Genomic DNA, 18,292 nt, shown 5'->3' with positions numbered 1-18,292 from the left:
CCGGGGCGTTGATCCTGCGCCCAGGCTGGCGATGTCGCGGCCAGGACCAGGGCCACCGCAAATGCCTTGTCGGTCAGGGTGTGTCGCATCGGTCTGTCCTCCCGTCGGCCAAACGTGGGAGTGCGCCTCATGATCAGGTCGGCGTGACGAATTGTGGGGCTCGGCATCCGCGGGATGACCGCGATCCCACCGGACGAGCCGGCGCCTCATCTCGCTTGCACGCGACGGGCCAAACTTAGCACAGCGCTCGCCCGCCGTGCCACACATCCCTCTGCCCGGAGAGACTGAGCGCATCATCCATCTCGATGCGAGGCGATCAGCTTGGACCTTGTCATCGGCGCGGACTCCCGCGTTCGTGCCAATATCTGAGTCATCCCGGCTGCTTGGGCTGAGATCATCACGTTCCAGTGGAACTTCACTGCGCCTTCTCATAGGCGGCATATTGCTCCTCCGTCATGCCCGGCAGCGTCTGCACGAAGGCAACGGCGGCCCGCAGGTCGTCGTCGCCATGGCTGTCCGCGAAGGACGGCATGCCGGTCATCCGAACCCCGTTCTTGACGATCCAGAAGATTTCGGCGGCGGGTGGGCGAAGCGATGGTGACCGACGGCGGGTCGGCCATCAACGCGGCGGGGCTGCCGGGCTCTTCCCGCTCGATTGACAGCATGCCGAATATTGCTACGCAGGCCGGCGAGGGAACGTCCTCAGTCCTGTTGCGGGATTAAAATCTCCGGGGCCGGCCCGGCCCGTTTTTTGGTTCCCGTGCGTGACTAAACCCAGACCTTGGACATCAAGCACTGCCCTGCTTGTCCGGTGGTTCATCTCATCGGCGACGCTCTCTGTCCCGCAGGCCGCAGGGCCGGTCGCCTTCGCGCTCGTCGCCCTGGCTCTGACGGGAGACACGAGCGGCGGCGCAGCGATGATCCTGGCGATGACGCTCGCGCAAGTGGTCGGTGCGATCCCGATCACCCGGGTCGGCAGACGCTTCCCGCCGACGACGTTCCTGCGGCTGCTGGTGGTCTTCCGGACCCTTGCGCTTGCCTCAATCGCAGTGCTGGCTCACCACGGGGCCGCGTTCGGCTGGCTCGTCGCATTCTCAGCCCTGGCAGGGGCGGTGAACGGCGCTGCCTTCGGCTATCTGCGCACGGTGCTCAACGCGCTGGCGCCGGCTGCGAAATTGCCGCGAGCGCTCGGCATCTCGGCGACCCTCAACGAGGTGACGTTCGTCCTGGCTCCCGTGGCCGCCTCCGGGCTGGGCGGCGTCTCGCCGGTCTTCGCCGTGCTGGTTGTCGCAGCGCTCGGGGCGATTCCAGCCCTGCTGGTGCCGACGACCGCCGCAGCCGCAGTGGAGGACGCGCATCATCCCGATGCGTCCGTGGTGAGCCCGGCGATCCTGCTCTGGCTGATGTGCGCCGCCGCAGGTGGATCGACCGTGGCGGCGATCGAGATCGGCGCTGTCGCTCTCGCCCTGCATTTCGGCTACGCACCGACGCTCGCGGTCCTGTTCACGGTGCCACTTTGCCTGGCTTCGGTGGCGGGCGGTGTCTGGGTCAGCATTCGCAACCGCATGCAGACGCGCAGGGCTGTCCTGATCCAGCTGACGATCATGACGGTCGGCTCCATCCTCGTCGCGCTCCAGATCTCGCTGGCGGTCACGGTCCTTGGCGCGGTCCTCGTCGGAATGGTTCTGGCCCCGCTCGGCACCTATTACTCGCTTGCTCTCGACGCGCTCGCCCCTCCGAAGAAGCGGCCCGAGGTCTTCGCGCTGCTTCGCACCGCGAACGCGACCGGCGTCATCCTGGCCAGCGCGGTGATGACAGCCGTCTCCCTGTCCACGGCCCTGATCGTCGTGAGCTGCCTGATGATCACGGTCGTGGTCGTCGTCGGCCTGTCCTCGCGCACCAAAACCTAGGGATCGGCGCCCGCGTTTCGCAGCTTCGGCCCGACCCAGGCCTGCCATGCCGGCAGCCCCCACCCCTTCACGGTCGTTTTGGCCTTCGCAATCGCCCCTGCCCCGGCGCTTGGAGCGCCCAGCGTCAAGGCGCGGGGGACGTGTCCGGCCGGCGACGGTCGTGATCGTTGCTGGCGTAGTAGCTGCGCTTGTTCTCATACATCAGCCGGTCGGCCCGTTTCACCAGGGACTCCATCGTTTCGCCCGGCTCGGAGGTGGCCATGCCCAGCGACAGGCTGAGCGCCGTGTCGCCATGGAACTGGTTGTTGAGCTCGATCAGCTGCTGGACATTGGCCAGAACCAGCCCCGCCTCGCCCGTGCCGGCGCCCGGCAGCACCACGGCGAATTCGTCGCCGCCGATCCGTGCTGCGAAGAGCGGCTTGTCCACCGCCTTGGCGAGCACCTCGCCGGCGCGGCGCAGCAGATCGTCGCCGGCGCCATGGCCGCACTCGTCATTGACGCGTTTCAGGCCGTTGAGATCGACCAGCATCAGCGAGATGCGCTGCGTGCGCTTGCGTTCGAGACGGTTGAGCTCGTCGACATAGAAGCTGCGGTTGTAGAGCTTGGTCAGCACGTCGTGCTTGCCCAGGAATTCGAGATAGGCCTCGGCCTTGCGCCTTGCCGTGATGTCGGTCAGCGCCACCTGGACCAGCGACCAGCTCTGTTCATGGCCCGGCAGCACGGAGAACTGCAGGTGCAGGTAAAGCAAAGTGCCGTCGAGCTTGTAGTTCACCACCTCGCGCTGCTGGAAGATCTTGCCGTTCCAGAGATCGATGAGCTGCTCGCGGAAGGGGACGCGCATCTCGCCGCGAAAAGCCTCGTCGAGATTGTCGAGCAGATGCGCCTTGTCGCGCGCCGCGAAGAGCTCGAGCGTGTGCCTGTTGACGTCGATCACCCTGATCTCGTGCATGCAGCGGTCGATGAATTCGGGATGCACCTCGGTGAAGACGCGCAGATCCTCGATGCCCTGCTCGCGCAGATCGTCGAGCAGGGCTTTGACATGGCGGAAATCCTCGACCCAGAGCGAGACCGGCGAATGGTCGAACAGGCCGCGCGCATAGGCCTCGCTCGCCACCAGCTCGCGCCGCGCCTGCTCGCGCTCGGTGATGTCGTCGATGGCGACCAGCACCCGGTCCCAGCTCGCCTCATGTCCCGGCAGGATGCGCCCGTTGATCTGGACGTCGAGCCGGCCGCCCGACAGCGTGTAATTGACGGTGCGGCTACTGAAATCGAGCTTGCCCTCCCAGAGCTGGACCAGCTCGTCGACATGGCTCTTCAGCATGTCGGCCCGGAAGACCTGGTCGAGATTGGCCATCAGGTGCGCGGTATCGTCGGCACCGAACAGGGTCAGGGTCTTCTGGTTGACCTTGAGCAGGCGGATGCGGCTGGAGCAGGCCTTGACCCGCCCGATATCGGCTTCGAGGAAGGCGCGCAGATCGTCGACGCCCTGCGTGCGCCATTCCGCAAACAGCGCCTGGATGCCGCTGTAATCCTCCAGCCAGAGCGAGACCGGCGCGAGATCGAACATATGCCGATCATCGGCAGCCACGGGGGGGATGGCAGGGGGCACGCTTGTCATCGACCATTCCAATTCCGGCTTGCCCGGAGGGCTTGAGCCACCGATCGCCGGGGCGGCCAAGCCTGATTCGTCAGGCGCCATGATACCGCAAGTTGTGGCGCAGGTTCGCCCGTCGGGTCGCTGCCCGATCAGCCGGCCCGGACGTTGGCGTCACGGATGTCGGTAATGGGCCGCGCACCCGTCGCTCTACGGACATCCGCGACGGTTGGATTGCTTGTCGTCGCGGCCTTATGTGCGGGGCGACGATCGCCGCCATCGCCCGGAGATGGAGACCTTCAGATCGGAGGCCTGTTTCCTCTGCTGGGAAGGCCCGACCCGGCGAAACCGGCGGCGCTCAGGACACCGGGCTCAAGCATCGGCCCGAAAAATGGATTGCGGCCATCGGGAAAGCCGATGCAAAAACAAAGGGTTATATCATTGGGCGGGATACGATATCCGGTCCGATGATCTAATGGCGCCTCCATTTGCAGGCCACTGCGACGATCCAATCATTCGCGCGCGCCCCGAGAGCACCGACCTTCGCTGCCAGACCAAGCAACAGCGTGAATGTGCCAGCGACCAATATGATCCGCGCGGCAATCGGTGTGCCGGGATAGAGTTCGGCTTCGATCGAGAAGCCCCACCAGCAGTAAACCAGCAGGCTTCCAGCCACCAAGGCAAAGCGGTGCGTGTCAGACCAGTCCCCCGCCCCGGATGACCAGGTGATGAGGGCGATCGAGCCTCCAGCGGCAGCCAGGATCAACAGGACTTCCACGATCGGGGGGATACTCCAATCCGCCGCAGAATCGTGAAGCAGGTAGAAGCCATAGCCGGTGATGAAGGCGACCGCCCCGATCAACCATGGTTTCGGTGCCCGTCGGAGGGCGCCTGGGGGTCGTTGAAGTTCAGCCTCGGTCCGTGGCGGAAAGAGCCGAAACGCTGCAATGACCAACGCCACCACGATCGCGCCACTGACCCCGAACTGGAGCGGCGTTGCGACAAAGGATGACTTCCAGATCATGAAGGCCATGATCAGGATCAGGCCGAATACGAACAAGGCTCCGACGACTATCAGCCCACGCCGTCCCAGCCATGGATGGTTTCGGCGTTCGCGGAACAGGAGTTCGGTCAATGCGATCGGCGTTGCGATACTCCACACGACATGAAGCGTGACGGTGAAGACGGTCCACGGCCCGCTTATTCCCAGTGCGGGCACGTAACCATAATCGAGCAGCCTCAATCCCTCGAAATTCGGATTGAAGATCGACTGGGTGGCAAACGCCTCTTCAAGGACGCCATAGGCGGTTGCAAGCATCAAGACGGTGGGCCAACCGCGACCTGTCTGCCGGGTCACCTCACGGATGAGCACGGCCCCCGAGCCATAGAGCAGGCTCAAAGGGGGCAGCAGCGCAATCATCGTCGTCGGCACATTTCCGAGAAGATACTCGGCAATCAGGGGAGCGATGACAAACAGGAGAATTACAGGTGCCACGTGCGCTGTTCTCGACCATCCCCTTCAGCCGCCCGCTCCCCGATCGGGGCAGAGGTAATGGGCTGAGCGCTTATCGAAGGCGGCAAACCCACATCACTGGGTTCATACCTGCAGAACCGCGCGCAGCGCATTCAATGCCGTGCCGGCGACGGCGCCGCGCCCGTCGCGCAGTGGAAACGACGACGGGAACTCACCAGGCGTCGGGCTCGCGCACCACGTGAACGATGTTCGCGGGGTTCATGATCCATCCCCCGCGGAACGCTGCGCCAGGCGCCTCGAGCGTCTCGATCGGGTCGCAGCGGATCACGTCGGCCTTGGCGAGATGATCCGAGGCGCCCGGAAAATCATCCGTGAAGAGTTCGAGCCATATCTCGGCCTGGCTCACTGTCGGTACGTCGTCGAGCCAGAGCCGATTTGGCCCCAACTCGAAGCCGATTGCCGGCGCCTTGGCCGTAATGGGTTTCAAACCGATCACGTCCCGGTAGAAAGCAACCGTTGCGGCGTGCTGATGCGAGGGGATCTTCATCGCAATGTTGAGCCCCCCTCTGATCGCGGCAGTCATGAGATCCCTCCAGGTCCAGGTTGAAAAAATCAGAGATTGTCTTCGCTTGCAGGCACGCCCTTGAGTTCGCTGCGGTAATAGCCCTCCCTCAGATTGATGCCGTATTCGAGATAGGCCTTCATGCAGCAGAGCATCTGCGACCAGCCTGCGCAGTTGAGATAGGATCGGCTGACCGCCCTGGCGTCCGTGCGCCACCCGGATTCCGCGATCGTGACCAAGGTGGCTCCGTCCTCGAGCGGCTCAAAACTCATGTCGATCCGCGTCTTGTAGGAGGCCTCGACGCCGGCTCCGTCCCATCGCAACACAAGGCGGCTGCACGGCTCGACCTCGTCCACTTCGACGGGAACCTCCCCCCACCAGACCACCGTCGAACCCGGTATCAACGGGGCGCTGGCGCCGCCCACGGTGGTGAAATAGCCCGAGAGCGTCTTCGGGTTGACGACAGCGTCGAAGACTTCGGCCACCGGCTTCGAAATGCGTGCGGAAACTCTGAATTCCGGCGTCATGGTCACCCTCTGCCCTTGCGAGATGCGACCATATGTTATAAAAAAATAACATGTCAACAGACTCGCTTGATGACCTGGTTTTCAAGGCGCTCGCCCATCCCCGGCGACGCGAAATCCTCGATTTGCTGAAGGGAAAGCCGTTCACCACCGGCATGCTGGTCGACGCGTTTCCGGACATGGACCGGTGTACGGTCATGATGCACCTGAAGGTGCTGGAGGCGGCCGATCTCATCATCGTTCGACGCGAGGGCCGCGAACGCTGGAACCACCTTAACGCGATGCCGATCAAGCAGATCCACGATCGCTGGATCGGCGAGTATGCGACCCATGCGCTGAGCATACTCGACAGGCTGAGGTCTGATCTGAAGGAGTAAAGCGCGGTCTCGCTGGCGGCGCCTGGAGAGACGAAGCCGGGCCGGCTGAAAATGCCGGCGCGGGGCTCCGACGCTGGATCATTGGATCCGGCTATCCTATCCGGCCCAATGATCTAACCCTTTGTGTTTGCATCGGCTTTCCCAGAAAACCGCAATCCACTTTTCGGGGAAAGCCGATGCCTTAGTACGACCGCGAGGCGTCCTGCGATTGCTCGGCCTTGCCACGCAATATGGCAACATCTCCCCCTGCCTTGGCGGCCTCGGCCATGAGGAAGCGCAATCGTGCCTGGCGCGAATTCGACCGACCCGTCTGCTCCAGCCAGGCGGTATAATCTGCGGCCCGAAGGGTGATCAGTTGAATTGCGTGTCCCTTGGCGAGGAGACGTTCCGTGGCTGCCGTGGCTGCCCGTTTCCAACTTTCAAAGTCTGTCGGAAGTCGCGGCTCGTCGGATGCCAACCGCACCAATTCGGCGAAGTCAGCTTCCTCGTACCACGGCACGACAATCACCGTGCTCAGCCGATTGCTTCGCTCCAAACCCATCCCCTCGTCTGCTCCGGGGTTCCTGAACCGTGTCAGTCTCCCGTCCAGGTCACCATCGCCGCTCGGCGCGGTTCTCACAACCCAGGACTGTGTCAGCCCAAGACGCGCCCCCCCGGGGTGCGAAAGCCGTGGTGCTACCGGCCTGAGGGGGATCGCTCAGCGCGGCTCCGCCAAGATTCCCTCGATACCGGCGGCCAGGGCCTCCCGCGAAATCTCGCCTGTATGGAGCGAGGCGAGCGTGCCGTCGCGGCGCAGGAACAGCGTCACCGGCAGGCCAGGCGCTGCGTAATGGCGCGAGAGGGCCATTGCGGCATCGAGCAGGACGTGGTCGAGCGTCAGCCGGTCGGCCAAGAGATAGCTCCGGATCTTCTCGGCGCTCTCGCCCTGGTTCACGAAGAGGAAGCCGACATCCGCCCGCTCGGCCGCTTCGCGCGCCAGCATCGGCATCTCCCGGCGGCAGGGCGGGCACCACGTCGCCCAGAGATTGACGACGAGCGGCTTGCCCTCGAAATCGCCGATCGAGCGGAGGGCGCCGTCCAGGGTGGCCATGCGGGTTGCCGGCGCCTGCTGGCCATAGGTCGCCTTCGTCAGCCCCAGCGTCACCAGTCCGACGAGGCCGGCGACCAGCACCGCCCCGACTGCGCCCGCGGCAAAGCGAACCGAGCGAGCATAGATCGCGGTGACGAGCGCCACCCCGAGCAGCCCGGCGGGGATCGAGAACCCGCCTTGCCAGATCGCCAGCATGCGCCATGGTTCCGCGGCAAAGCCCGGCCAATGCAGGGCGACATGGCCGAGGCGGGCGGCGACGATCGCGGCAAGGACCGCCGACGATGCCCATGCGTTCAAGCGCGCGTCAAGGCGCCTGGACAGGAGTGCTGCTGCCGTCAGCAGGGTCGCGATCGCGAGGATCGCGGCGAAGCGGTCCGGCGCGAAGACGAAGGGACCGATGCTGACTGCATTCATCCGATTGCGCTCCTGCTCTCGCGCGATAAGGCCGGCCGATCCGAGGGCCGGTTCCGGCTGCATCGGGCGGGCGCCTTAAGCCAGGCTTAAGCTCAGTTTCCTCTCGGGCTTCGCAGGCAAGAGAGCAAGGCATCGCTATGACGCAAGACGACATCCGGCAGGACAGCAGGCCCGCGAGCCCGATCCTGCATCGCCGCCAGGTCCTGCTGGGCAGCTTGCTGCTGGGCGGATCGGCCGGGGCGATCTCGCTGTTGCCGCCGCGGGCGCTGGCGGCTCCGCCGCCCTTCGTGACCGAAGCCGGCGGGCAATTCATCGAACTCGACCCGCGCGAGGACGTCTCGGCCCTCTCGCTCACGGATTTCAACGGCCGAACCCGGTCGTTCGCCAGCTATCGGGGCCGCCCCTGTCTCGTGGCCTTCTGGGCGAGTTGGTGCCCACCCTGTCTTCGCGAGCTGCCGATCCTGCATCGCCTGCAGCAGAGACGCGATCTCGGCTTCGCCGTGGTCCCCGTCTCAATCGACCGCGACGCGGCCAAAGCCCAACGGCTCATCGACCGGTTGGGACTGCGCGGCTTTACGAGCTTCATCGACCGCGACGGCCTCGTCGCCTCGGGTCCGAAATCGCAGGTGCAGACGCCATTCCAGCTCTACGGGATGCCGATGACCTATATCGTCGATGCCGAGGGCAGGACGGCCGGCCATCTCGCCGGCGCGGCGGACTGGGGCACGCCGGAGGCGATCCGGCTCATGCACTATTTCGCGCGCGAGGGCTGACCAGGACGCACTTCGCCCGCATACTGGAGCCTGTTGGCTTCGGCGTCATGGGAGATGCCCGAAGAACAGGCGGACGAACGAAAGGACCGAGGTCTCGACCCGCACCAGGCCGCGCGGCGCGCTCGCCGTTCGAGGCCCTCCGCCTGGCATCAAAGTGCCATGGGGCAGGAACTTGCGAGACCGTCATCGGTTGAATGTTCGGGGGCTGTCGTCGACAACCTCCGACGACGTGGGATGGTTGCCATGATCGAGAGAGACGGCGATGTATTCCGTTTATTTTCAGAGGATTATCGAAGCTTTTCGCAGGAGGAGATGAGCCTGCGGGAATACCTGCTGGCCTGCCGCGAAGACAAATCGATGTATGCCTCCGCCCCTGAGCGGATGGTCGACGCGATCGGCGCGCCAAAGCTTTTCGATACGAGCCAGGACGAGCGCCTCGGCCGGATATTCTCCAACCGGACGGTCAAGCTCTACCCGTCCTTTACCGATTTCTTCGGCATGGAGGATACGATCGAGAGGATCGCCGGCTATTTCCGCTACGCATCGCAGGGCCTGGAGGAGCGCAAGCAGATCCTCTATCTGCTCGGCCCCGTCGGCGGCGGCAAATCCTCCCTCGCCGAGCGGCTGAAGAAGCTGATGGAGGAGCGCCCCTTCTACACGCTCAAGGTCGGGGACCGGATCAGCCCGGTCTTCGAATCGCCTCTGGGCCTGTTCCGTCCCGATCGGATGGGCGATCTCTTCGAGGACAAGTACGGGATCGCGCGGCGTCGACTGACCGGCCTGATCTCGCCCTGGGCGGCGAAGCGGCTCGACGAGCTCTCGGGCGATATCTCCGGGTTCAGCGTCGTCAAACTGAACCCCTCGCGCTTGCGGCAGGTCGGCATCGCGAAAAGCGAACCAGGCGACGAGAACAATCAGGATGTCTCGACGCTCGTCGGCAAGGTCGACATCCGCCAGCTCGAAAACTTCAGCCAGTCGGACCCGGACGCCTATTCCTACAGCGGCGGGCTGAACCGGACGACGCAGGGGCTGCTCGAATTCGTCGAGATGTTCAAGGCGCCGATCAAGGTGCTGCATCCCCTGCTGACCGCGACCCAGGAAGGCAGCTACAACGGCACCGAGAACTTCGGAGCCTTTCCCTACCAGGGCATCGTTCTGGCTCATTCCAACGAGTCCGAATGGCTCCAGTTCAAGAACAACAAGAACAACGAGGCGTTCCTCGACCGCATCCTGGTGGTCAAGGTGCCCTATTGCCTGCGCGTCACCGAAGAGCGGCAGATCTACGAGAAACTGCTGCGCGAGAGTGAACTGGCCGGCAGCCCCTGCACGCCGGAAGTGCTCGATATCCTCAGCCGCTTCTCGGTCTCGACGCGGCTGGCCGAGTTCGAGAACTCGCCGCTCTATACAAAGATGCGCGTCTATGACGGCGAGAACCTCAAGGAAGTGGAGCCAAAGGCGAAGGCCATCCAGGAGTATCGCGACGCCGCCGGGGTCGACGAGGGCATGACCGGCGTCAGCACGCGCTTTGCCTTCAAGATTCTCTCGCAGACCTTCAACTACGACACCAGGGAACTGGCCGCCGACCCGGTGCACCTGATGTACATCCTGGAAGGCGCGATCAAGCGCGAGCAATTCCCCAAGGAGACGGAAGCGGCCTATCTCGACTTCATCAAGTCGGAGCTCGCGACGCGCTATGCCGAGTTCATCGGCCACGAGATCCAGAAAGCCTATCTGGAATCCTATGGCGAATACGGCCAGAACCTGTTCGACCGCTACATCGCCTATGCCGACGCCTGGGTCGAGGATCAGGATTACAAGGACCCCGATACCGGCCAGCTGCTCAACCGGCAGGTCCTCGACACCGAATTGTCGCAGATCGAAAAGCCGGCGGGCATCGCCAATCCCAAGGACTTCCGCAACGAGGTCGTGAAGTTCACCTTGCGCGCCCGGTCCAGGAACAATGGCCGCAACCCGTCCTGGACCAGCTATGAGAAGCTACGCCAGGTGATCGAGAAGCGGATGTTCGGTCAGGTCGAGGATCTGCTGCCCGTCATCAGCTTCGGCTCGAAGCAGGACAGCGTGACCGAGAAGCGTCACCAGGGCTTCGTTCAGCGCATGGTGGAGCGTGGCTATACCGAGCGCCAGGTCCGGCGCCTGGTAGACTGGTACATGCGTGTGAACAAGGCGGGTTGAACGCGGCCGGAGCGTGCCATGCCGATTTTCATCGACCGCCGCCTGAACCCGAAGGACAAGAGCCTGGGCAATCGCCAGCGCTTTCTGCACCGCGTCCGCGCGGAACTGAAGCGCAGCGTCCAGGAACAGATCCGGGCCGGCAAGATCGCCGATGCAGACGGGGCGCACGCCGTTTCGCTCCCGGCGAAGCGCACGAGCGAGCCGCGCTTCCGCGATGCCGGGGACAGCGGCCGGCGCCAGCATGTCCTGCCCGGAAACAGGCATTTCGCGCCGGGGGACAGGATGCCGAAGCCGGGCCGGGGCGGCGGATCGGGATCGTCGCCCGGCCTGGAGGATTCCGAGGACGATTTCCGCTTCGTGCTGTCGCGCGAGGAGGTGCTCGATCTGTTCTTCGAGGATCTCGCACTTCCCGACATGGTCAAGCTCAATCTCAAGGAGATCGTCGCCTTCAAGCCGCGGCGGGCCGGCTTCTCGGCAAGCGGCTCGCCGACGAACATCAACATCGCGCGCACCATGCGAAACAGCCAGGGCCGCCGCATCGCCCTCCAGCGGCCCAGGCGCGAGGAGATCGAGGCCATCCTGCGCGAACTGGCCAGGATCGAGGCCGACGAGCCAGGCGCCGCCCGGGCCGACGTCGCAGCCCTGCGCGCCGAACTCGACCGGCTGGAGCGCCGGCGCCGGGTGATTTCCTTCGTCGACCCGGTCGATATCCGCTTCAATCGCTTCGACGCGCAGCCTCAGCCCAACGCGAACGCGGTGATGCTCTGCCTGATGGACGTCTCAGGCTCGATGGGAGAACGCGAGAAGGAGCTGGCCAAGCGCTTCTTCGTCCTGCTGCATCTGTTCCTGAAGCGGCGCTACGACCGCACGGACATCGTCTTCATCCGCCATACCCACGTGGCGCAGGAGGTGGACGAGGACACCTTCTTCTTCAGCATGCAGAGCGGCGGCACCGTCGTTTCCACGGCGCTGGAGGAGATGCAGCGCATCATCGCGCAGCGCTATCCCAGCCGGCAGTGGAACATCTACGCCGCCCAGGCGTCGGACGGCGACAACCTCGCGACCGACTCCAGGCGCTGCCTCAAACTGATGGATGGCGAGATCATGCGCCTGTGCCAGTATTTTGCCTATGTCGAGATCATCGACGAACGCGAGAGCGAGATCTTCGGCTCCACGGACAACGGCACTTCGCTCTGGCGCGCCTATCTCACGGTCAAGGAGAGATGGCCGAATTTTGGCATGAGCCGCATCGCTCGGGCCGCCGACATCTACCCGGTCTTCCGGCATCTCTTCACCCGCCAACCGGCGCAGCTGCGCAAGTGAGGGAAGCGCCGATGGCGAGGCAAACGCCCCGATCCGATCTGCTGTTCTCCGGCTCGGACTGGAACTTCGCGACCTTGTCGCATGCCTACGACGTCATCGAGGCGGTTGCGAAGGAAGAGCTCCGGCTCGATGTCTACCCGGTGCAGATGGAGATCATCTCCTCAGAGCAGATGCTCGATGCCTATTCATCCATCGGCATGCCGCTGATGTATCGCCACTGGTCATTCGGCAAGCACTTCCTCCGCCAGGAACTGCTCTATCGCAAGGCCGGTCGCGGCCTCGCCTATGAAGTGGTGATCAACTCCAATCCCTGCATCGTCTATCTGATGGAAGAGAACACCATGGCCCTGCAGGCCCTGGTGACCGCGCATGCGGCCCTCGGCCACAATCATTTCTTCAAGAACAACTACCTGTTCCAGCAATGGGCCGATGCCGGCGCGATTCTCGGCTATCTCGATTTCGCCAAGGGCTTCATCGCCCGCTGCGAGGAAAGGCATGGCGTTGCGGCGATCGAGGCCATTCTCGACGCCGCCCATGCGCTGATGGAACAAGGCGTGTTCCGCTATCGCCGCCCTCCCCGGCTCTCCTCCGACAGGCACCGCGAGGGGCTTCGCGAGCGGCTGGAATACGAAGAGCGTTCCTATAACGACCTATGGCGCACGGTCCCGCGCTTGGCGGACGACGCCAAGCCCGACGAGAGCGAGGCCTCGATCGCCGAACGGAAAAGGGCGCTCAATCTCCCCGAGGAGAACCTGCTCTATTTCCTGGAGAAGAACAGCCTGATCCTCCAGCCCTGGCAGCGCGAGATCCTGAGGATCGTCCGGGTCATAGCGCAGTATTTCTATCCCCAGCGGCAGACGCAGGTGATGAACGAAGGCTGCGCGACCTTCGTGCATTATACGATCATGAATGCACTGTTCGACCGCGGCCGGATCAGCGAGGGCGCCATGCTGGAAATCCTGCGCAACCACTCGAACGTCGTCTTCCAGCCTGCCTTCGACGATCCCCGCTTTTCCGGCATCAACCCTTATGCCCTGGGGCTGGACATGATGCAGGACATCCAGCGTGTCGTGACCGAGCCGACCGCGGAAGATCGCGACTGGTTTCCCGAAATCGCGGGAACCGGCGACTGGTGCACGATCCTGCTCGACGCCTGGGCCAACCACCGCGATGAATCCTTCATTCGCCAGTATCTCAGCCCGACCCTGATCCGGAAGTGGCGGCTGTTCTTGCTCTCCGACGCGGCGAACGACTCGTTCTACAGCGTGGCTTCGATCCATAATGAGCGCGGTTACGCATCCATACGCACGGCCCTGGCCCAGAAATACGACATCGCGTCGAGCCATGCGGACATCCAGGTCGTGGATGTGGACCTGCTCGGCCAGCGGCATCTGCGCCTGCAGCACAAGGTCAATGACGGCATACTGCTGGAAAGCGCCGGCTGCGATGCGACGCTGCGGCATATCCATGAGCTATGGGGCTATGAGGTCAGCCTGGAAGGCGTCGACGCGCAGACGGGGGTCACGGTCTTCGAACGGTCCAGCCGTCAGCTTGACGGATCGCTATAGCTCATAGGCACCGGGACGCGCATTGTGCCGCGCCCCCAGGCCGTTGAATCAGTCCGTTCCAACGCTGTCATCAGAAGCAGGTGCTCATGATCACATGAAGCCCGGATTGCGCGGCAGGTATCGCGTCCAGGTTCCATAGCCCTGTGATGCCATCAGCAGCATGGGAAAGGTGATGTGCATGCCCTGACGGACGGCAAGGCTCAACGCGCTTTCGCATGTACCAGGCAGGAATGCCGATATTGTCTCGCAGCGCCTGTCGGCCGCTATCCGCAATGCCGCCGCAAAGACATCCCGAGGTCGTCGACCTCCCTGACGGCGAGAGGTCCGATATGCCCGCTGGACCTGACATAGCTGTAGCCGAGACAATCGTTGCCGGCGCAGAACAAGACCCCCGTGGTGGCCGGGTCATCGAGCAGGTAGCGGTGATGCTTCTCTCGCGAGACGCCGATCGCGCGGGAATCGATCTCGGCCAGTCTCTCCAGGGTCGCGGCGCTGCCGTCGATCGGGATGCTCTGCAACGCAGGCTCCGGCAGTCCCTCGATCACCCGCTCCCGCGCCGCCCTGAGAAAATAGATCGGCATCCTTGGAAAGAGGCCATGCCGGATGTAGAGCCCCTGCGAGACCCTGTTGAAGGTAAAGGTGATCAGAACCTTGTGAGCAGCAGTTGATTTGCGGGCATGCTCCAGGCTCAACTTCATCAATTCATTGCCGATGCCACGTCCCTGCTGGGCCGGATCAACGAATAACTGGGCCAGAAACCAGACATCCCCGCACACCCAACTCCAGGCGAACCCCAGGAGCTCACCGTCATCCTCCGCGACCCATAGGCCGTCGGGATCGTCCTTGAGTGAAAACAGCTGAAAATTGGGAGCGCTCGACGTCGCCATCAGACCGAAACCATGGCGCGTGGTCAGATCATTGATGCTGGCAACGACGAGGGCATCGGCCGTCGCCAAATCCTGCGCTCGGGCCGGCCTGTAGACGAGTGACATGGGACAGCTCCGTCAGAGCAATTCAGATCAGTCTTGGCATCGAATCTCCGGCTGACAAGGCCAATGCCATCGCGCTGCCGCAGGCCCGCTCTTTCGCGCGCCTGCTTGATGGCTGAGTTGGTCGTGCGCCCTTCCCGGCCGGCCTGACCGTCAAAAGCCCGTGCGCGCCGTGAGCCCGGCGCAATGGCGCCACGCGTGCCGCCCGGGGGAGAACGCTTGCGCCGCACCGAGGCTGAAGGCAGACGTGGCGCAGTTCTGAAGGTCATGAAGACCGCATGATGAGGAAATGCCAGTGCAGCGCGATCACGCCTCTGAAATTGCCGCGATCACCCACCATCCGGCCTTCAAGGAGGCGGTCAGGGTGCTCGAGGCCGAGCATGACCGCACCATTGCCGACATCATCACGCTGACCGAGATTCCCGCGCCCCCCTTCAAGGAGGAGAAGCGCGCCGCCGCCTATCTGGAGATGCTGCAGGCGCATGGCCTGGAGGATGTCGAGCAGGACGAGATCGGCAATGTGATGGGCCTGCGGCGCGGCACCGGCAACGGCGGATTGATCGTGGTCGCCGCGCATCTCGATACGGTTTTCCCTGAGGGAACCGATGTCACCGTGCGCCGCGAGGGCACGAAGCTCTTTGCCCCGGGCGTCGGCGATGACACCCGCAGCCTGGCCGTGCTCCTGGCCTTCGTGCGCGCGATGGACGCTGCCGGCGTCCGGACTCGCAACGATATCCTGTTCGTGGGCGATGTCGGCGAGGAAGGGCTCGGCGACCTGCGCGGCGTCCGCCATCTCTTCAGCAAGGGCCGGTATCGCGACAAGATCGCAGCCTTCATCACCGTCGACAGTCCGCAGGTGGAGAAGATCGTCGTCGGCGGCGTCGGCTCGAAGCGCTATTCCGTCAGGTTCAAGGGGCCCGGCGGGCACAGCTTCCAGGCCTTCGGCATCGTCAACCCGATGTATGCCATGGCCCAGGCGATCGTGGAGCTTGGCCGCATCCAGGTGCCGGCGACACCCCGCACGACATTCTGTGCCTCCATCGTCGGCGGCGGCTCATCCGTCAACGCCATCCCCGAGGAGGCCTGGGTCGATATCGACCTGCGCTCGGAATCGGCAGAGGAGCTTGCCAGGCTGGACGCGCGCTGCCGCGAGATCGTGGCTGCGGCGGTAAACGAGGAGAACGCGACCCGCTCGACCAGCGAGGGCGCGATCACAGTCGAAATCAAAGCATTGGGCGACCGCCCGGCGGGCAACACGCCGGTGGACGCCGATATCGTGCAATATGCGACCGCAGCGCTTCAGGCCCATGGCTTTGCGCCCAGGCACGAAGCCTCCTCCACCGACGCAAATATTCCGATGAGCCTCGGCATCCCGGCGATCAAGATCGGCTCGGGCGGCACCGGCGGCAGGGCCCATTCCCTCGGCGAGTGGATCGATGTCGAAAAGACAGCGAGCATATCGGGCATGACGGCGAGCCTTGCCACGATCCTGGCCACGGCGGGGTTCCTCAGTGAATGACCGGTCCTGTCGACCGGTCGTTGGTGCGCTGTCGCGCGTCAGGGTCAAAGGGGGGATGCTGCGGGGCGCCTGCTGGAAAGCATGCAGATGCGCAAATTCTTCTGCATGATGGCTTTGACCTTTGGAGCAATTCTGGCCGACGAAACGGCGATCGCTTGCCAGGGGTTCGTCAATTTAGGTCGTGACCCCATAAGGGCCGTGATTAGCGGCCTGTCCGTTTCTTGCGATCGGAAGGGACAGGCCGCCGTCGAAGGGCGCTATTTCAACGGCAAAAACAGGTCCGCGACCGCCTCATGCTCCGGCACTTCCGCAAAGAAGCCCAGCCGCTGGCAATAGATCGGAAAGTCGCGTGCTTCCTCGCCGCTGGCCGGAAGCCAGTCGCGATAAAGGTAGAGCGCGGCGGGCTCCAGATTGTCGGTGTTGCCGACGACGCGTAGCACCGCGCAGCGTCCGCCAGGGATCTCGCCGGCTTTGATCTGCTCGCCCTTCGCCTCGATCGGTTGGTCGGTCCCGACACAAAGGTCCATCCTATAATCGACAGGCGACACAGGACGCCGCTCGGAACGCCAGACATTGAAGGTCGGACTTGTCCTGGGGTGCAGGCCAGCGGCCTTACGCCACGCGATGAACCGCTTGATGGTGGCGCCGAGCGTCGCCGGGTCGCCCCGATGCTCCATGATCGCCACCGGCGTGGGGGGCACATCGCGAACCATCACGTCGTCAGTGGTAAAAGTCTTCTGCATGAGCATGCACCTCGCGTTGTCGAGTGGCCCGAAGGCCGCAAACCACGGCTCCCAGTCGGGAGATTCGCGGAACGACGAAGGCGATTGCCCGAACCGTCGCCGAAAGGCGCGGGCGAAGGCATCCGGTGCATCGTAACCCGCATCCAGCGCGATGTCCGTGACGCTTTGGGCGTCCATATAGGCCAGTTGGTGCGAAGCGCGCTTCATCCGGGCAAGCTGGACATAGCGATGCACGGATAACCCGAAGGCCGCCTTGAACTGCCGGTGGAAATGAAACTTCGAGAAGGCCGCAACACCGCTCAGCGTTTCCAGGTCCAGATCACAGCCAAGATGCCGGTCGATGTAATCAAGCACGCGCTGCATGCGGGCATGGTAGCTTTGAAGCGCCGCCTTCATCGTCCCTCCCCTATGGCGGCTCCAGCCAGATGTTCTGCCGCTGATTCCAGCTTGCTATCCGGCCCATCCAGGAAACGCAGGGCTGTGGAGGTGAATGGAACGATGGGATCATAAATAGGAGCGTGCTCGCCGCCAGGAACAATCCATAACGCGGCATCCGGAATGGAACGGTAGATGCTGACAGGAATTTCAACGGGGAAAAAGCGGTCGCGATCACCGTGCACGACAAGCGTACGAGCTGCAATGCTTGATAGATCTTGTTCGGTTAGATTCATATCATCATGACTTTCGCCCAACGCGTTGATCTGGTCGATGAGTTGACTGATCTGCTCGTCACCGCGTTTGGCGCATTCCCGATACATTTCCCGAACTTGCTGCGGCATGAATTCGAACGAAGCTCGGCGCATGATAACCCTTGCCTGATCAGTGAAATGGGTCGTTGCGCTAATCAATACCATTGAGTCGATGCGCTTGGGTTGGCTCGTTGCCATGTGCAGGAGCGTCATCCCGCCAGAACTGATGCCCATGGCTGAGAAGCGACCAACCCCCAGCTTTTCAAGCAAGAGGAACACGTCACTGGCCGCTTCCCGATGTGTGAACCTGTTCTCGGGATTGGTGGAGCGACCATGGCCACGCAGATCCACGACGATCAGTCGATGGCGCTCCGAGAGCTTGGCGGTAAAGGGAAGCCAGTTCTGTCCACAACCGCCAAACCCATGCAGGAGTACCAGAGGCGTTCCGACTCCATACTCTTCGTAGTACATCCCGATGTTGTCGATTTGAACGGTATGCCCGCGAGTGGTTGTCTGTCTGGGAGCGTACGTCGTTGTCATTGATGCGTCT

At 63.4% G+C, this 18,292-nt stretch carries 17 protein-coding genes; 7 read left to right on the top strand and 10 right to left on the bottom strand.

Features of this window, described 5'->3' with window-relative positions:
- Positions 1-415 precede the first annotated feature (415 nt).
- The gene (locus AB4118_RS32885; RefSeq protein ID WP_441493704.1) at positions 416-571 is read right to left on the bottom strand and encodes a c-type cytochrome; all 156 of its coding nucleotides are present in this window, start codon (positions 569-571) and stop codon (positions 416-418) included.
- Between the two features lie 193 nt (positions 572-764).
- On the opposite strand from AB4118_RS32885, the gene AB4118_RS32880 reads away from it, so the two are divergent.
- Positions 765-1,910 carry an MFS transporter gene (locus tag AB4118_RS32880; RefSeq protein ID WP_441493700.1) on the top strand — a complete coding sequence of 382 codons (1,146 nt, stop codon included), beginning with the start codon at positions 765-767 and terminating at the stop codon, positions 1,908-1,910.
- A 124-nt stretch (positions 1,911-2,034) separates the two neighbouring features.
- On the opposite strand, the gene AB4118_RS32875 is transcribed toward AB4118_RS32880, so the two are convergent.
- From AB4118_RS32875 to AB4118_RS32860, 4 genes are all read right to left on the bottom strand, one after another.
- Positions 2,035-3,528, bottom strand: coding sequence for a sensor domain-containing diguanylate cyclase (locus tag AB4118_RS32875; protein WP_441493699.1), 1,494 nt, complete (start codon positions 3,526-3,528; stop codon positions 2,035-2,037).
- A 448-nt stretch (positions 3,529-3,976) separates the two neighbouring features.
- Positions 3,977-4,999, bottom strand: coding sequence for a hypothetical protein (locus AB4118_RS32870; protein ID WP_441493698.1), 1,023 nt, complete (start codon positions 4,997-4,999; stop codon positions 3,977-3,979).
- A gap of 190 nt (positions 5,000-5,189) precedes the next feature.
- On the bottom strand, positions 5,190-5,561 hold the full coding sequence (locus tag AB4118_RS32865) for a hypothetical protein (protein WP_441493697.1): 372 nt from the start codon (positions 5,559-5,561) through the stop codon (positions 5,190-5,192).
- Between the two features lie 29 nt (positions 5,562-5,590).
- Positions 5,591-6,067 (bottom strand): SRPBCC domain-containing protein, encoded by a 477-nt coding sequence (locus AB4118_RS32860; RefSeq protein ID WP_441493696.1) that lies wholly within the window; start codon positions 6,065-6,067, stop codon positions 5,591-5,593.
- 50 nt (positions 6,068-6,117) lie between these two features.
- On the opposite strand from AB4118_RS32860, the gene AB4118_RS32855 reads away from it, so the two are divergent.
- A complete protein-coding gene (locus tag AB4118_RS32855; RefSeq protein ID WP_441493695.1) occupies positions 6,118-6,441 on the top strand; it encodes an ArsR/SmtB family transcription factor in 324 nt (107 codons plus the stop codon).
- A gap of 181 nt (positions 6,442-6,622) precedes the next feature.
- Here AB4118_RS32855 and AB4118_RS32850 read toward each other — a convergent pair whose 3' ends face one another.
- Both AB4118_RS32850 and AB4118_RS32845 read right to left on the bottom strand, forming a co-directional pair.
- Positions 6,623-6,982 carry a hypothetical protein gene (locus AB4118_RS32850; RefSeq protein ID WP_441493694.1) on the bottom strand — a complete coding sequence of 120 codons (360 nt, stop codon included), beginning with the start codon at positions 6,980-6,982 and terminating at the stop codon, positions 6,623-6,625.
- A 156-nt stretch (positions 6,983-7,138) separates the two neighbouring features.
- Entirely contained in the window at positions 7,139-7,945 is an 807-nt protein-coding gene (locus tag AB4118_RS32845) for a TlpA family protein disulfide reductase (RefSeq protein ID WP_441493693.1), read from the bottom strand.
- 137 nt (positions 7,946-8,082) lie between these two features.
- On the opposite strand from AB4118_RS32845, the gene AB4118_RS32840 reads away from it, so the two are divergent.
- The 4 genes from AB4118_RS32840 (at position 8,083) to AB4118_RS32825 (ending at position 13,802) form a co-directional block, all read left to right on the top strand.
- Complete coding sequence (locus tag AB4118_RS32840) at positions 8,083-8,718, top strand: TlpA family protein disulfide reductase (RefSeq protein ID WP_441493692.1); 636 nt, start codon at positions 8,083-8,085, stop codon at positions 8,716-8,718.
- A 243-nt stretch (positions 8,719-8,961) separates the two neighbouring features.
- On the top strand, positions 8,962-10,911 hold the full coding sequence (locus tag AB4118_RS32835; RefSeq protein WP_441493691.1) for a PrkA family serine protein kinase: 1,950 nt from the start codon (positions 8,962-8,964) through the stop codon (positions 10,909-10,911).
- Between the two features lie 18 nt (positions 10,912-10,929).
- Positions 10,930-12,234 carry a YeaH/YhbH family protein gene (locus AB4118_RS32830; protein ID WP_441493690.1) on the top strand — a complete coding sequence of 435 codons (1,305 nt, stop codon included), beginning with the start codon at positions 10,930-10,932 and terminating at the stop codon, positions 12,232-12,234.
- A gap of 11 nt (positions 12,235-12,245) precedes the next feature.
- The gene (locus AB4118_RS32825) at positions 12,246-13,802 is read left to right on the top strand and encodes a SpoVR family protein (RefSeq protein ID WP_441493689.1); all 1,557 of its coding nucleotides are present in this window, start codon (positions 12,246-12,248) and stop codon (positions 13,800-13,802) included.
- Positions 13,803-14,065: 263 nt separating this feature from the next.
- On the opposite strand, the gene AB4118_RS32820 is transcribed toward AB4118_RS32825, so the two are convergent.
- Positions 14,066-14,794, bottom strand: a complete 729-nt coding sequence (locus AB4118_RS32820; RefSeq protein ID WP_441493688.1) for a GNAT family N-acetyltransferase — start codon at positions 14,792-14,794, stop codon at positions 14,066-14,068.
- Between the two features lie 292 nt (positions 14,795-15,086).
- Here AB4118_RS32820 and AB4118_RS32815 point away from each other — a divergent pair, with 292 nt between their 5' ends.
- Positions 15,087-16,310, top strand: coding sequence for a M20/M25/M40 family metallo-hydrolase (locus AB4118_RS32815; protein ID WP_441493687.1), 1,224 nt, complete (start codon positions 15,087-15,089; stop codon positions 16,308-16,310).
- A gap of 257 nt (positions 16,311-16,567) precedes the next feature.
- Here the strand turns inward: AB4118_RS32815 and AB4118_RS32810 are convergent, their stop codons facing one another.
- Both AB4118_RS32810 and AB4118_RS32805 read right to left on the bottom strand, forming a co-directional pair.
- Complete coding sequence (locus AB4118_RS32810; protein WP_441493686.1) at positions 16,568-17,449, bottom strand: AraC family transcriptional regulator; 882 nt, start codon at positions 17,447-17,449, stop codon at positions 16,568-16,570.
- The gene (locus tag AB4118_RS32805) at positions 17,446-18,282 is read right to left on the bottom strand and encodes an alpha/beta fold hydrolase (protein WP_441493685.1); all 837 of its coding nucleotides are present in this window, start codon (positions 18,280-18,282) and stop codon (positions 17,446-17,448) included. Before AB4118_RS32805 ends, AB4118_RS32810 begins: the two co-directional genes overlap by 4 nt.
- Between the last annotated feature and the right edge of the window lie 10 nt (positions 18,283-18,292).

The sequence above is a fragment of the Allobosea sp. 2RAB26 genome (genome assembly GCF_052115465.1).
Classification (GTDB): domain Bacteria; phylum Pseudomonadota; class Alphaproteobacteria; order Rhizobiales; family Beijerinckiaceae; genus Allobosea.
This window is presented reverse-complemented; position numbering and strand designations above follow the sequence as displayed.

Excerpts from the sequence above, each read along its gene's own strand:
- AB4118_RS32825 (WP_441493689.1), top strand. The coding sequence starts at position 12,246 with ATGGCGAGGCAAACGCCCCGATCCGATCTGCTGTTCTCCGGCTCGGAC.
- AB4118_RS32875 (WP_441493699.1), bottom strand. The coding sequence starts at position 3,528 with ATGACAAGCGTGCCCCCTGCCATCCCCCCCGTGGCTGCCGATGATCGG.
- AB4118_RS32810 (WP_441493686.1), bottom strand. The coding sequence starts at position 17,449 with ATGAAGGCGGCGCTTCAAAGCTACCATGCCCGCATGCAGCGCGTGCTT.
- AB4118_RS32865 (WP_441493697.1), bottom strand. The coding sequence starts at position 5,561 with ATGACTGCCGCGATCAGAGGGGGGCTCAACATTGCGATGAAGATCCCC.
- AB4118_RS32850 (WP_441493694.1), bottom strand. The coding sequence starts at position 6,982 with ATGGGTTTGGAGCGAAGCAATCGGCTGAGCACGGTGATTGTCGTGCCG.
- AB4118_RS32855 (WP_441493695.1), top strand. The coding sequence starts at position 6,118 with ATGTCAACAGACTCGCTTGATGACCTGGTTTTCAAGGCGCTCGCCCAT.
- AB4118_RS32845 (WP_441493693.1), bottom strand. The coding sequence starts at position 7,945 with ATGAATGCAGTCAGCATCGGTCCCTTCGTCTTCGCGCCGGACCGCTTC.
- AB4118_RS32820 (WP_441493688.1), bottom strand. The coding sequence starts at position 14,794 with ATGTCACTCGTCTACAGGCCGGCCCGAGCGCAGGATTTGGCGACGGCC.
- AB4118_RS32805 (WP_441493685.1), bottom strand. The coding sequence starts at position 18,282 with ATGACAACGACGTACGCTCCCAGACAGACAACCACTCGCGGGCATACC.
- AB4118_RS32840 (WP_441493692.1), top strand. The coding sequence starts at position 8,083 with ATGACGCAAGACGACATCCGGCAGGACAGCAGGCCCGCGAGCCCGATC.
- AB4118_RS32835 (WP_441493691.1), top strand. The coding sequence starts at position 8,962 with ATGATCGAGAGAGACGGCGATGTATTCCGTTTATTTTCAGAGGATTAT.
- AB4118_RS32860 (WP_441493696.1), bottom strand. The coding sequence starts at position 6,067 with ATGACGCCGGAATTCAGAGTTTCCGCACGCATTTCGAAGCCGGTGGCC.
- AB4118_RS32830 (WP_441493690.1), top strand. The coding sequence starts at position 10,930 with ATGCCGATTTTCATCGACCGCCGCCTGAACCCGAAGGACAAGAGCCTG.